Below are 12,702 nucleotides of genomic sequence, written 5' to 3'. Positions count from 1 at the left end.
GCTCCTTTTTGTATGGGCGATGGATAGTCATATCCTATCATTTCCCTCGAAGCGCTCATTGTAGAAATGCGACAACCTCCATTTCAGTAATATAAATGTTGGCGGTTTTTCTCACCGTCCTCGTCTTCGCCTTCGTTATACGACTTTTTAAGCTCCGGCTGCACTTCGCTGCGGAAGAACGCGTCTGGCCGGATGCCGGCGAACGATTTGAAGTCTTTGGCAAAATGGGCGTGGTCCGTATACCCGCATGCCTGCACGATGTCCAGGTAGTCGTAGCCGGCATGGCGAAGCCGGATCGTATGCTGGAACCGGACGATACCCGCAAATTGCTTAGGCGACGCGCCGATCAAGGCGTTGAACTTGCGTTCCAGCGTACGCCTGCTTACATACCATTGCGCGGCCAGTTGGGCGATCGGCAAATTTCCCTGCCGCTTCATGATTTGATGCGCCGCGAGCAGGGTCCATCGCTCCTCCTCTTGGTCGCGCAGCGCCGAGATTAGAAATCGCTGCACGATCTCTACGCGCTCCTCCGCTCCGGAAGCGCCGGCCAGCCGCTCCTCCATTTCCCGCACGCTAGATCCCGGAAACACAAGCTCCAACGACACGTCCGCATTTTGAAACTCATGGAGGGGATAACGGGTAAACCGGGACAAGCCCCCCTGGCTTGAAAGGGACGATAACGGTGCCGATGGCGCCGGTGCTGACGTATTTCTTCACCGCCCCGTGCATGCCGGTAATGCCGCTGGAGCCGAGCGGCACCGCGCCTTCTGGCGTCAGCGTCTTCATCGGCTGTCCGTATTGAATGCCGATGACCGTCATCGCGGTCGGCAGCACCTTCACCGGATTCCGGTTGGCGAAGTTGGCCGGGTTCATATCTTCTTGCACAAGAATGCCGTCCACGTAGGGCTGGAGAATGGGCATAGGCGCGAATCGTTGAACGAACATACGCAAGTCCTTTCGCGCCGGCGCCAACGCCGACTGGAAAATGATCGTTCTTCTAAGCTCTTCTAAGCTCTTCTAAGTTCTTCTAAGTTCCATTCTATCCGAACCGGCGGGCGTCATCATCGCCGAATGTCAAAAAATGCTTCCCGAATGTCAAACGGCTCCCCTATGATTCCGAATGGAGCGCGCCTCGCATCTACGGATGCAGGCGCGTTTTATTATGGAAGCCGGCAAGCAGGGTTCCTTCCCCGTCCGTCGAAGTTTTAAAAAAATTGACGACCGCGCTGTCGAATAACGCCTGGCCCGCTCGTCGTCTTCATAGAGGTCAATATCAATCGGGGGGACGCTATGAAAACAGTCATTTCGAAGGACGGCACGAAGATCGGATACGATCGGATCGGCGAAGGGTTGCCGCTTATATTAGTTGACGGCGCGCTGTGCAGCCGGACGAACGGCCCCAACGGCGCTTTGGCCGCGCTGCTGAAGCCGCATTTTACCGTGTACAAGTACGACCGGAGAGGCCGCGGCGAGAGCGGCGACCGTGCGCCTTATGCGGCGGAGCGCGAGGTCGAGGATATCGACGCGTTGATCCGGGAAGCGGGCGGATCAGCATATGTGTACGGCATCTCCTCGGGCGCCGCGTTGGCGCTCGATGCGGCGATGCGACTGCCGTCGATCCGGAAGCTGGCTTTGTACGAGGCGCCGTTCGTGACCGACGACAGCCGCGAGCCCGTGCCTGCCGACTATGAGCGTGCGATGGAGGCGCTGATCCGAGAGGATCGGCGCGGCGCCGCGATCAAGCTGTTCATGCGAAAAGGCGTCGGCCTGCCCGCGCCCATCGTGGCGATGATGCCGCTGATGCCGGCCTGGGCCAAGCTCAAGGCGGTCGCGCATACGCTCCCGTACGATACGCGGCTGACGATCGAACAGCAGCAGGGCCGCAAGGAGCCGCTCGACCGATGGTCGACCGTCCGGACGCCCACGCTGGTCGCGGTCGGCGGCAAGAGCCCGGCCTGGATGCGCCATGGCATGGAGGCGCTCGCCGAGGCGCTCCCGAATGCGCAGCACCGGACGCTGCCCGGCCAGCCGCACATCGTCAAGCCCGCCGCGCTGGCGCCCGTACTGGCGGATTTCTTCCGATAATTCGGCACAAGCATCTCACTCATCCCTAGCGCGAACCGCCCGAAATTCCTCGGGCGGATTTTTTTTATAAAAAAAATTCGCCGGTCTGTCGATTCCGTCGTCAGCCGTTCGTCGCCTATATAGAAGCAGCCAAACCAACCAAATTCGAAAGGGACGTTAAACATGAAAGCACAATTGAACGCTTATATTCATTCTGAGGATGCAAGAGCGCAGGCGGGCTTTTACGCGGAAGCGCTCGGCGGGCGGATTCTGTCCGTCATGACGCTCGGCCAGATGCCGGGCACGCCGTCCGATATGCAGGACAAGGTGATGCATCTGGCGCTCGAGGTGGCGGGCGGGAACCTGTTGTTCCTGGCCGACGCGTACGTCACGGTGCCGAGCGGCGGACGCGCCGTCACCCTGGCGCTTTCTTTCTCGGGCGAAGACGAGGCACGCGCGGCGTACGCGAACTTGGCGGACGGCGGGACGGTCAAGTTCCCGTTCGGGCTGCAGCCATGGGGCGGCCATCATGGAGAAGTCGAGGACAAGTACGGGATCCATTGGCAGATCGTGAAGCAATAAGTCCGCAGGCTCGCAAAATCATAATCGAAGGGATGATTAATCATGATCATCGAACGGGAAATAAACTTGCAGGCAACCGCGCATCGGGCGGATATCTCGAGCGCGAGGCGCTGGACGGCGCGGGTATTGGGCGGCATCGCGATTTTGTTCATGCTATTCGACGGGCTCGGCAAGCTCGTCGGACCGGCGCCGGTCGTCGAGGCGACGCGCGAGCTCGGATTCGCCGAGCACCACTTGGCGATCATGGGCATTCTTAGCTTGCTGGCCACCTTGTTATACATCGTGCCGCGCACCGCTTTCCTGGGCGCGCTGCTGCTAACGGGTTACCTTGGCGGCGCAGTGGCGGCGCAAGTGAGGATCGACGCACCGCTTTTCTCGAATGCGCTCTTCCCGGTCTATGTGGCCGTCATCGTCTGGGGCGCGCTCTGGCTGCGGGACGAACGGCTGCGCAGGCTGCTGACAGGCGGCGCGTGATAAGTAGATGTAATCGACAAGCCCTCGCCGTCAGGCGGGGGCTATTGGTTGTACCTACACCACAGGACCCCCCAGGATGTCAGCCCGCGCACGCCGTGCTGGTTGCGAACATCGGGTCGCGGACCGCGGGTGGGGCTTTTCTTCTAACGCATAGGGAACGCGTCTCGCATTCACGGATGCAGGCGCGTTTTTTTAGGGGAAGCCGCTTGAAGTATGCACGTAGATCAATAGTTCGAGCATTCGTGCGGAATCGGAGTCTGAAGTGTGCACGTAGATCAACAGTTGGCGTGGCTGCTGGAATTTTGCGTTCGAAGTGTGCACCTAGATCAATAGCTGGCGTGTGCACCGGAGATCTAAGTCCGAAGTTTGCACGTAGATCAACGTCTCAGCCCTCCTACAAAAAATAACCCGGGAGCAGTTCCCCCCGGGACCTCTGTCAAAACATCCGCTCCAGCTCCTCCACGATGGAGCTCACGTATCCGACCGCGGACCGGATCGCCGCGGGGCTGTTCATGTCGACGCCGGCCAGCTGCGTTAGCTCCAACGGCGATCGCGTGCCGCCCGCCTTGAGGACGCGCAGCCAGCGGTCCACGGCCGGCTGGCCTTCCGCTTCGATCATTGCCGCGACCTGCGTGGACACCGTCAGACCCGCTGCGTACGTATACGGGTACAGACCCATATAATAGTGTGGCTGCCGCATCCACGTCAGACCCGCGCCAGGGTCCAGCTCCACGGCGTCTCCCCAGAACTCCCGCAGCACCGCTTCCTTCAAGGCAGTCAGTTTGGCCGCCGTCAGCGGCGTGCCGAGCTCCGCCGCCTCGTATACCCGGCGCTGCATGTCCGCCTCCAGCAGATGGGTCACGAAGTTATGATAGTAGGTATTTATGAGCTGCAGCAGCACCCAGCGTTTCAGACGCGGGTCCTCGGATTGCCTGACGATGTGGCGCGCGAGCAGCAGTTCGTTTAAAGTTGACGGGGCCTCGATGAAAAACATAGAAGATCGGGAATTCACGTAGCGCTGCGCCCGCGCAGCCAGCATGAAATGCCCCGCATGACCCAGCTCGTGCGCAAGAAAGAAGACGCTGCGCATCGTGTCCGCCCAAGTCAGCATAACGTAGGCATGCGCGCCGTAAGGGCTGGAGCAGAACGCCCCCGTCGACTTGCCGATATTGTCCGCATAGTCGACCCATCGCTCCGTAAGCGCCGCATGGATGATGTCCGAATATTCCGTACCCATCACGGCCAGGGCTTCCTTAATCAGGCGGCCGGCTTCCTCGATGGTGACGGGGGGACTGAAGTCCGGATCGAGCGGTGCCTTCAGATCGGAGAACCGCATTCGGTCCAGCCCAAGGACCCGCGCCTTCAGCTTGGCAAACCGTCGCATCGCCGGCGCAAGCTCGATTCGAATGGTATGAATGACGTTCTCGTAAATCTCCTGCTCGACCTCTTGCGGTTCCAGGAGCATATGGGTGACCGAGGGGTACCCCCGCAGCCGCGACAAGACCGTCTGCTTCTTCACTTCCGTCGCATAAGCCGCCGCGACCGTATGCCGGTAAGCCGTCAGCGTCTGCGTAAACGATTCGAACGCCGCCCGGCGAAGCACGGGGTCCGGCGACTCCTCATAGTCCGCCTCGAATAAGGCGAACGACACGGGCTTCTCCGCTCCGGCGCCGTCCTTAACCGGGGCGAACGTCATATCCGACAGCTTGCTCCGCTGATAGACCGTATACGGCGAGCCGAGAACCTCGCCGAGCGCCGCGATCGCCGCCTCGGTATCCGGGGATAACGCATAGGGCTTCGTTCGAATCAGCTCCAGCAAGCTTTTGCGATACGCGCCAAGCGCCGGTTCCTCCTCCAGAAGGCGCTCCAGCAGGCCGTCCGGCATGCCCTGCAGCTCCGAGCGAATAAAGGCCAGCGAGGAATTAACGGCGGAGATCAAATCCCCCCACGCGCGCGGAATTCGCTTGAAATTCCGAATTCGTCCCGTCCTGCGCCTGCTGAAGCCTTGCGTACGTGGAAGCCCGCACGAGCTTGACGTGCAGCGTCTCCTGGGCTTGGAGACATTCGGCAACCGTAAGCGCCCCTTCCCCCTAACTTCCCGCGGTAGGCCTGCAGGGCGGGCAGCATTCCTTCGATCTCGACCAGTGCCGCTTCCCAAGCCGCATGATCCGCATACAAATCCGCCAGGTTCCACGTCAGCTCCTCCGGAGCCGACTCCCTCGTCATCCGCACCTTCGTCCCTCCCCGCATTGTTTTCGAATCCCTTTCCACATGCTATCTTGATTGTAAACGAACTTCCGTCCGTGCGACGAAGTTTTTCGCCCTCGGCTTCGCTTGAAGACCTACTACGCGATGGAGCTCATGGAAGCGATCCGGGCATTCATTCAATAAATTTAGATAAGGCGGGGATGCAAAAGTGGAAAGGCAGTTGCCCTTATTTATCGTCACAGGCGCAAGTGGTTCAGGGAAAACATATGTCATCGATGAACTACGAAGAATGATGCCTGATTTTGATATTTTCGACCCGGATCATCTGAATGAATTCATTGGGCACGATTGGGAGAAAAATCGGAATATATGGCTTCGAGTGGCGCGAAATATTGCTCAAAGCGGACGCATGACGATCCTATGCGGAACCATGATGCCTTGGGATATTGAAAGATGCGCGGACTATCCCTTTTTTTAAACATGTATATTACCTAAACCTGCATTGTGACGAAGAAACCCGCGAGAAACGTTTGCGTGAGAGGGATTGGCCGGAGGAAGAGATTCAAAACCACAAAAGCTTTGCGACACGATTGCTTGAGATTGCCGACGAGGCCTATAACCCGCCTATGCCGACTATCGATACGACAGATACGGATGTAACCGAAGTTTCCGCTCGGATAAAAGAGTGGGTTCTCCAATACGTTTGAATAAAACGGAGGGGCAGCTGCGATTACAGATTGGCTTGAGCCGCCATTGCAATCGCCGCCTCCCGCACGCTATAATACTGAATAATTGTTCAGTATTATTCAGCATTCAGGCATTCGTCCCGAAGCGAGGTGATTCCCATCAACAAAAAGCAGCTTCAAACCGAGCAGACCAAGAAGAAAATCGCAGACGCGTCTAAGGCGCTCTTTATCAAGAAAGGCTATAAAGCGACCGCGATCGAGGAGATCGTGAAGGCGACCGGTTGCAGCGCGGGCAATATCTATTACCACTTCAAGAGCAAGGAAGGGCTGTTCCTGCACTTGGTCGAGGAATGGGACCGGGAGTGGGAGGGGACATGGCGCGCGAAGGAGTCGCTCTATGCGACGACGGCCGACAAGTTGTACGGCATGGCCGAGCATCTGGCGCTCGAGCAGCTCAACCATCCGCTGACCAAGGCGATCGACGAGTTCTATCACAATGCCGAGAAAGGCTCGGAGGTGGAAGAACGGATCCGCCAGATGATAAAAGGGTACGTCGACTTCAACAAGCGGCTGCTGCAGGGGGGGCATCGACGCCGGGGAGTTCAAGGCGACGAACGCGACCGCGCTCGGCATGATTCTCGATAGCTTGCTGTTCGGACTGAGCCAGCACGCCCGGCATATGGAGCGAAGCGAGGCGCTGGCGGCCTATCGGCTGGCGGTGGACGTGTTCCTGCATGGGATCGCCTGACCGCCGCTTTCCTTTTTTTTGCCCGCATCTAGAACGAATATTCAGTATTCGTGAACGACATGGAGGACGTTAGAAAATGGCTATCTTAGTTAAACAACAGGGCGCGCTGCTCCTCTTAATGCTGAACCTGTTCCTGGTATTTACCGGCATCGGCCTCGTCATCCCGATCATGCCGAGCTTTATGAACGAGCTTGGCGTGAGCGGCAGCATGATGGGGCTGACGATCGCGGTTTTCTCGCTCGCGCAGTTTCTCTTCTCGCCGCTGGCCGGGCGACTGTCCGACACGGTCGGCCGCAAACGGATGATCGTCGTCGGCATGTTCATATTCGCTGTCTCCGAAGGCTTGTTCGGCATCGCGCATTCGCCGACGCTGATGTTCGTATCCCGGGCGCTCGGCGGCCTGAGCGCAGCGATGATCATGCCGGCCGTCATGGCCTACGCGGCGGACATCACGACGGACGAAGAGCGCGCCGCGGGCATGGGGTACGTGAACGCCTCGATCACGACCGGCTTCATCATCGGTCCCGGCATCGGGGGCTATCTCGCCGAGTTCGGCATCCGCACGCCGTTCTATGCCGCGGGCGTCGGCGGCATCGTCGCGGCCATCGTGACGCTGCTTTTCCTCAAGGAGTCGCTGCCGGCTAAAGGAACCGAGGCGTCGCAAGCCGAGGTTGCCGAGCCGAGGAGCGGTCTGCTGGCCCAACTGAAGCATTCGTATCGCGCGCCTTATTTCCTAAGCCTCGTCATCGTCTTCGTCATGTCTTTCGGTCTCGCCAACTTCGAGACGATCTATTCGCTCTTCGTCGATCACAAGTTCGGCTTCGATCCGAAGGACATCGCCTTCGTCATCACGTTCGGCTCGATCGCGGGCGCCGTCGTGCAGCTCACGATCTTCAGTTGGCTGCTGAACCGGTTCGGGGAAAAGCCGATTATCGCCGCCTGTCTGCTCGTCGCCGGGATCTTCGTCCTGCTGATGCTGTTCGTGCACCGGTTCTGGCTGATCTTCGCGGTCACCTTCGCCGTGTTCCTGGCCATCGACATCCTGAGGCCGACGATCGGCACCCAGATGTCCAAGCTGGCCAAGGACCAGCAGGGCTACGTCGCGGGCCTCAACTCCGCCTTCACGAGCCTCGGCAACATCGTCGGACCGATCGTCGCCGGCGTGCTGTTCGACTTCGAGATTAATGCGCCGTATACGCTAGCGGCCGTGGTGCTGCTGATTTGCTTCGCGGTGTCGATGAAGGGGCAGAGAAGGAGAGGCGTGGCGCTTGAATGAGTATGAGGAATGATTGCTGCGCCGGTATGGTATAATTTTAAGCAAATATAACTAATGTGCCTGGATGGTGAGGTCAATGGATCAGATTAAAGATCTTAAAAAGCTCATTAAACTAACGGGCGACCGCGCTAAGTTAGACGCGAAGGCCAATGATAGTTACATCGTATATAAGACATTAGAAGGACAGATTGTAAAAGAATACAGTGACGGCCATGTTGTAGCTGTAAGTGAATGGTCCCCAAATGCTTGATTGGACACCTATCATGTAGGTATTTGCCGGGTTTGATTACCTTTCAATCGCTGTCGGCAGGAGAGTGGGCATCCATCATCGTTCAAATATTACAGCGATCCTAAGGATGTATTTCAGTTGAAATAACGCTAGGAGAAATAAAAGCCTAGCGTTTTTATGTTCGTTCTATAAATCTATATTTTTTGAAATGCATATTTTAGGACTTAATTCCCTCACGGGATCAAGAAAAACAAACGAATCTCCGCGACCGCTCCGTCCTTGACGTCAAACTCAAGATTTCGCCCGTCCTTATCGCTTAGACGGTAAGCGGCGTTATCCGGATCCGTACGTCCATCGCCAATCGCGATGCCCGGGTAGGTCTTTTTCACCTCTGCAACCGTGCTCCCGACGGAGATTCCCGCAGGTGTCCGATAGGGCTGCGCAGTCGCTTCAATCGATAGGATCCAGAAGGATTTGCCGTTTTGCTTAGGCGAGAACAACTCCACGCGCAGTCCTTCATAGGTCAGTTCCTTTACGAATGAGCCGGTGAGCGTATCAGCGTTTTTCAGCGCTTCGGTCTTCTGCGAGAGCGGCTTGCCGAGCAGGCCTTCAAGATCCGTGCGGTCGTCCCAATCCTGCAGATGAAGCAGCTCATCTCCTACTTTTAATGCAAATGCGGAAGTCTCCTGCGACGCCTCAATGGGGGCTGACGCCGACGAGGTGGATGGCTGAATCGTCTGATCGGCTATAATAGAGGCGCTCTCTGTAGCAACGGCATTCATTTTCGGATTCGATTCGGAAGATGCGCAGCCGATCGCCGTCACGAGAACGCCCGCTAGGATCGCGACGGCGAGCAATCGGTTGAAAATCATCATATGAAATCGGGCTCCCTTACCATCGTTTCCTTAAATTAGACGCTAACGATGAATTCAAAGTTGCTCTCGCGACACGCGAGATTCGTTAAGTCTGAGTATCGCCTACGGGGTAAAGGAACGACATACGCAGCGGGAGGTGAGGGCGATGGCCGAAGCAGACAGCGGCGACACCGGCGAGCGCGTCGTCAGCCGGCATTCCGACCTGCAGTGGCGGAGACGGCGAGCGGAGCTTGCCGAATGGACGGAGCGGCCGAAGGTCAGGCGGAGGGCCAAGCGGACGGCCAGGCTCGGGCAAACGGAGATCGACGCGGAGTTGCACGGCGCGCTGACGCAGTTCAAGCGAATCGGGATCGCGACGGAGTTTTCCTGCGCAGGGGTCAGCGCGCTCGACGAGCCGGAGGATCACTCCCTGTACGCCTACATTACATTCATTTCCACTCCGCTGGCCGATCGGTTCGTGCAGGCGGCGATGGCATACATGAAGCATCGCTTGCTGGTCACTTTCGAGCCTGCGCGCGGCAGGTACGACTGTTCTTCTTTTCTGGTCGGGCACAATCGATCCTTTTGCATGCTGATGGAGAAGTGCGCGAAGGACTTTGCGATTCATCAACTTTAATCCGGGACGAAGCAGAGCGGTTTTCTGCCTCGTCCCGTTTGCGTTTTTTTAATGCTTCTTCGCGAACTTGCTCCGGAATCCCGACGGAGAGAGGCCCTCTTTCTTGGAGAAGAAGGTCGAGTAATGCGAGACGTGATGAAAGCCCACCTCTTCGGCGATCCGGGCGATGGACCACGGCGTTTGCAGCAGCAGCCGCTTGGATTGTTCGAGCCGGTAATATTGGAGGTACGCCATGGGGGTCATCCCGTACACCTTGAGCATCATTTTGGCCAAGTAGTTGGGATGGTAGTTCATTTTCTGCTGCAGCACGGAGTTCGTGATATCGCTTGCATAATTTTGGCGAATGAACAGCTCGATCCGGTCTGCGAGTTGAATCGCGGTGTTGTTGGCGGGCGAGGAAGATTCGCGATTGAGATGCTGCAGGAACGATTGGAAGGTCGCCTGCCGCTTCCAGTTCCGGAGCGATTGCGGCTCGTGCGCCTGCTGGAAGAAGGTCTCGAGCACCTCCAGCGCTTTGGCCGACAGCTTCATATGCTTGGGGATGAAAATGGAACTGACATCGGCGTGATTGAGATACGCCAGCTTTTTTGTGCTCCTCGATTAAGGCCATCTGATTGCCCATGCATTCGTCCATATCCGGGCACACCTGCCAGCTCCCGAAGGTCTGGAAGTGAATCCAGACGATCTCCGTATCCACTTTGCATGGCGCGCTGCCGTAGTGATGGCCGTTCGGCAGGAGAATGAAGGCTTCCCCTTCGCGGACCTCCCAGGATTGGCCGTTCTCGCCGATCGGGAGCACGCCTTTTTGGACCACGATCAGATCGAAGACCCGAATGTCGCTGCGTTCGATATGGGAATCCCCGACCCCGTAATTGGCATAGCCGAAGTCTACGAAATAGGGGATCGGCGGAGAAATGAAGTGCAAGATCGCGGCGTCCATACGCGTTCCTCCCGGGGCTCGAATCGCTCATGTCCGTTTGGCAGGCGATTCTATTTTTATGATACTAGATGCCTTTCGTTATAAAAAGATAAAAGGTTGAAATTATTAAAATTTAGGTTGGATTCATTTGTTTATTTTGAAGATCACTCATGGCACAATACGATTAAAGCGCTTACCAAATTCTTCTTGTCAGAAGACGAACAAAGCTTGCGGGCTTGAAGCAGGCGGGCGCTCGACGTTTGGCTCATATGCTTGGGTATTCCTGGGGGGATGTGTCGAACGGTTAGGCAGTCATGATGCGAATATTAAAGGGAGAGTGGGGCCATGAACACGGGGAAAAGGCTTGGGGCAGGCGTTCTCTTGGCAGCAATGGCAGTGAGTGCCGTCGGCTGCGGGAGCAACGGCAACGACAAAACAAACGCATCATCGCCGGCAGCGACAGGCGGCGCCAGCACCAAAGCGGCCGAGACGTCGACCGCCAAGACGAAGAAGGTCAAGATTACGTATTCGATGTGGGGCAGCGCGGAAGAAGGAAGCGTAACGCAGAAGATCGCGGATAAGTTCAATGCCTCCCAGGACAGGATCGAGGTCGAAGTGGTCGCGATTCCTTGGGAAAATTACATGACGAAGCTCAATACGCAGGCAACGGGCAATCAGCTGCCGGACACGGGGATGCTCAAGGAAGACGGCGTCATCCAGTGGTCCTCCGACGGCATGCTGAACGACGTCAGCGCGATGTACGAAGGCAGCGACAGCAAGCCGCTGGACAGCCTGGCGTACAAGTATCAAGGCAAAACCGTCGCCTACGCGGCCGCCAACGAAGTGCTCCTTCTCTATTACAACAAAGACATGTTCGACAAAGCCGGCGTCGCTTATCCGCCAGCCGCGCTCGATAAGGCGTGGACGTGGGACGAATTCGTAGCGACGGCCAAGAAGCTGACGAACGACAAGAAGGGCAAGCATCCCGGCGAAGAAGGCTTCGACGCGGACGGCATCGTGCAGTATGGCGCATCCGTCGAAAACCTGCCCTGGCAGCTCGAAACGTGGACGCTCAGCAATGGCGGCGGCTTCTATTCCGCCGACGGCACCGAAGTGAAAATCGGGGAAGACGCCAGCGTCGAAGCGATTCAGCGCGTCGCGGATCTGTACCTCAAGGATCATGTCGCGCCGCTGTCCGTCGGCCAGACCGACGACGGCATTCAACGCACCATTATCGCGGGTACGGTCGCCATGGCGACGAACGGCGCGTGGAACGTAGGCACCAGCCTGAATACGGCTAAGGAAGGCGGCCTTAAATACGGCGTTGCCGTGCTTCCTTACATGAAGGATAAAGTGACGCTCAACACGGGCGGCGCGAACGTCGTATTCTCCCAGACCAAGCATCCGGAAGAAGCGATGGAATGGCTCAAATGGTACAACTCCGAGGAAAACAACTGGGGACTCATCAGCTCGGGCATCTGGATGCCGACGCTCGAGAAGTGGTATAAGGACGAAGCCCTTACCCACAAGTGGGTCGACAATCCGAACTTCCCTCCGTACGAAGAATACAAGTCCGCTGTCGTCGATTATGCGCAATCGTCCGCCGCGAGACCGGCCTCCTGGTTCTACACGAATCACACCACGGATTTCAACACCTTGCTCGGTTCGGTTCTGGGAGACGTATGGACCGGCAAGACGACCGCCAAAGACGCGATCGCCAAAAATCTCGACGCCCTGAAGGCGGCGCATGCCGGCAGCAAATAAAAGCTAGAAAGGATGACCGCCGCGTTCGCGCAAGCGGCGGTCGTCTTTTAAACATGAGGTGGGGAGCGAGATATGGACACCATCAATAAATCGGTAAAACGCCGTTCCCGAATCTATTCCGCCGAGGCGCGCGTCGCTTATATTTGCTTGATTCCCGCTTTTATCGGCCTGATTTTTCTAACCTACGCGCCGCTGCTTAGCGTGCTCGGCATCAGCCTGACGAATTGGACGGGGCTGTCCGCGCCCAAGTTTGTCGGCTTC

The 12,702-nt window shown here is 57.4% G+C and carries 12 protein-coding genes and 2 pseudogenes; 9 read left to right on the top strand and 5 right to left on the bottom strand.

Annotated features, from left to right (window positions below):
* Positions 1-83: 83 nt before the first annotated feature.
* Positions 84-590 carry a helix-turn-helix domain-containing protein gene (locus OMP38_RS16630; RefSeq protein WP_277566834.1) on the bottom strand — a complete coding sequence of 169 codons (507 nt, stop codon included), beginning with the start codon at positions 588-590 and terminating at the stop codon, positions 84-86.
* Positions 591-621: 31 nt separating this feature from the next.
* On the bottom strand, positions 622-945 hold the full coding sequence (locus OMP38_RS16625; RefSeq protein WP_277566126.1) for a DUF6597 domain-containing transcriptional factor: 324 nt from the start codon (positions 943-945) through the stop codon (positions 622-624).
* Between the two features lie 345 nt (positions 946-1,290).
* Between OMP38_RS16625 and OMP38_RS16620 the strand changes: the two genes are divergently transcribed.
* The 3 genes from OMP38_RS16620 to OMP38_RS16610 all read left to right on the top strand — a co-directional run bounded on the left by OMP38_RS16620 (position 1,291) and on the right by OMP38_RS16610 (position 3,120).
* On the top strand, positions 1,291-2,085 hold the full coding sequence (locus OMP38_RS16620; protein WP_277566125.1) for an alpha/beta fold hydrolase: 795 nt from the start codon (positions 1,291-1,293) through the stop codon (positions 2,083-2,085).
* A 162-nt stretch (positions 2,086-2,247) separates the two neighbouring features.
* Positions 2,248-2,646: a VOC family protein gene (locus OMP38_RS16615; RefSeq protein WP_277566124.1), complete on the top strand. Its 399-nt coding sequence runs from the start codon at positions 2,248-2,250 to the stop codon at positions 2,644-2,646.
* A 42-nt stretch (positions 2,647-2,688) separates the two neighbouring features.
* Positions 2,689-3,120, top strand: a complete 432-nt coding sequence (locus OMP38_RS16610) for a DoxX family protein (RefSeq protein WP_277566123.1) — start codon at positions 2,689-2,691, stop codon at positions 3,118-3,120.
* Positions 3,121-3,556: 436 nt separating this feature from the next.
* Here OMP38_RS16610 and pepF read toward each other — a convergent pair.
* A pseudogene (gene pepF / locus OMP38_RS16605) lies at positions 3,557-5,370 on the bottom strand (oligoendopeptidase F).
* Positions 5,371-5,536: 166 nt separating this feature from the next.
* Here pepF and OMP38_RS16600 point away from each other — a divergent pair.
* The 4 genes and pseudogenes from OMP38_RS16600 (at position 5,537) to OMP38_RS16585 (ending at position 8,288) form a co-directional block, all read left to right on the top strand.
* Positions 5,537-5,806: a hypothetical protein gene (locus OMP38_RS16600; protein WP_277566122.1), complete on the top strand. Its 270-nt coding sequence runs from the start codon at positions 5,537-5,539 to the stop codon at positions 5,804-5,806.
* Positions 5,807-6,173: 367 nt separating this feature from the next.
* Positions 6,174-6,762: pseudogene (locus OMP38_RS16595) on the top strand (TetR/AcrR family transcriptional regulator).
* 76 nt (positions 6,763-6,838) lie between these two features.
* On the top strand, positions 6,839-8,038 hold the full coding sequence (locus OMP38_RS16590; protein WP_277566121.1) for an MFS transporter: 1,200 nt from the start codon (positions 6,839-6,841) through the stop codon (positions 8,036-8,038).
* Between the two features lie 76 nt (positions 8,039-8,114).
* Entirely contained in the window at positions 8,115-8,288 is a 174-nt protein-coding gene (locus OMP38_RS16585) for a hypothetical protein (protein WP_277566120.1), read from the top strand.
* 212 nt (positions 8,289-8,500) lie between these two features.
* Here OMP38_RS16585 and OMP38_RS16580 read toward each other — a convergent pair whose 3' ends face one another.
* The gene (locus OMP38_RS16580) at positions 8,501-9,142 is read right to left on the bottom strand and encodes a hypothetical protein (RefSeq protein WP_277566119.1); all 642 of its coding nucleotides are present in this window, start codon (positions 9,140-9,142) and stop codon (positions 8,501-8,503) included.
* A gap of 145 nt (positions 9,143-9,287) precedes the next feature.
* On the opposite strand from OMP38_RS16580, the gene OMP38_RS16575 reads away from it, so the two are divergent.
* Complete coding sequence (locus OMP38_RS16575) at positions 9,288-9,758, top strand: hypothetical protein (RefSeq protein ID WP_277566118.1); 471 nt, start codon at positions 9,288-9,290, stop codon at positions 9,756-9,758.
* A gap of 48 nt (positions 9,759-9,806) precedes the next feature.
* Here OMP38_RS16575 and OMP38_RS16570 read toward each other — a convergent pair whose 3' ends face one another.
* Entirely contained in the window at positions 9,807-10,289 is a 483-nt protein-coding gene (locus tag OMP38_RS16570; RefSeq protein ID WP_277566117.1) for a helix-turn-helix transcriptional regulator, read from the bottom strand.
* A gap of 733 nt (positions 10,290-11,022) precedes the next feature.
* Between OMP38_RS16570 and OMP38_RS16565 the strand changes: the two genes are divergently transcribed.
* A complete protein-coding gene (locus tag OMP38_RS16565) occupies positions 11,023-12,441 on the top strand; it encodes an ABC transporter substrate-binding protein (RefSeq protein WP_277566116.1) in 1,419 nt (472 codons plus the stop codon).
* Positions 12,442-12,702 lie beyond the last annotated feature (261 nt).

Origin of the sequence: Cohnella ginsengisoli (assembly GCF_029525555.1) — a bacterium.
GTDB classification, from domain to species: Bacteria; Bacillota; Bacilli; order Paenibacillales; family Paenibacillaceae; genus Cohnella; species Cohnella ginsengisoli.
This window is presented reverse-complemented; position numbering and strand designations above follow the sequence as displayed.

Coding starts and splice junctions, on each gene's coding strand:
- OMP38_RS16625 (WP_277566126.1), bottom strand. CDS start 945: ATGTTCGTTCAACGATTCGCGCCTATGCCCATTCTCCAGCCCTACGTG.
- OMP38_RS16570 (WP_277566117.1), bottom strand. CDS start 10,289: ATGAAGCTGTCGGCCAAAGCGCTGGAGGTGCTCGAGACCTTCTTCCAG.
- OMP38_RS16580 (WP_277566119.1), bottom strand. CDS start 9,142: ATGATGATTTTCAACCGATTGCTCGCCGTCGCGATCCTAGCGGGCGTT.
- OMP38_RS16575 (WP_277566118.1), top strand. CDS start 9,288: ATGGCCGAAGCAGACAGCGGCGACACCGGCGAGCGCGTCGTCAGCCGG.
- OMP38_RS16615 (WP_277566124.1), top strand. CDS start 2,248: ATGAAAGCACAATTGAACGCTTATATTCATTCTGAGGATGCAAGAGCG.
- OMP38_RS16565 (WP_277566116.1), top strand. CDS start 11,023: ATGAACACGGGGAAAAGGCTTGGGGCAGGCGTTCTCTTGGCAGCAATG.
- OMP38_RS16585 (WP_277566120.1), top strand. CDS start 8,115: ATGGATCAGATTAAAGATCTTAAAAAGCTCATTAAACTAACGGGCGAC.
- OMP38_RS16590 (WP_277566121.1), top strand. CDS start 6,839: ATGGCTATCTTAGTTAAACAACAGGGCGCGCTGCTCCTCTTAATGCTG.
- OMP38_RS16620 (WP_277566125.1), top strand. CDS start 1,291: ATGAAAACAGTCATTTCGAAGGACGGCACGAAGATCGGATACGATCGG.
- OMP38_RS16610 (WP_277566123.1), top strand. CDS start 2,689: ATGATCATCGAACGGGAAATAAACTTGCAGGCAACCGCGCATCGGGCG.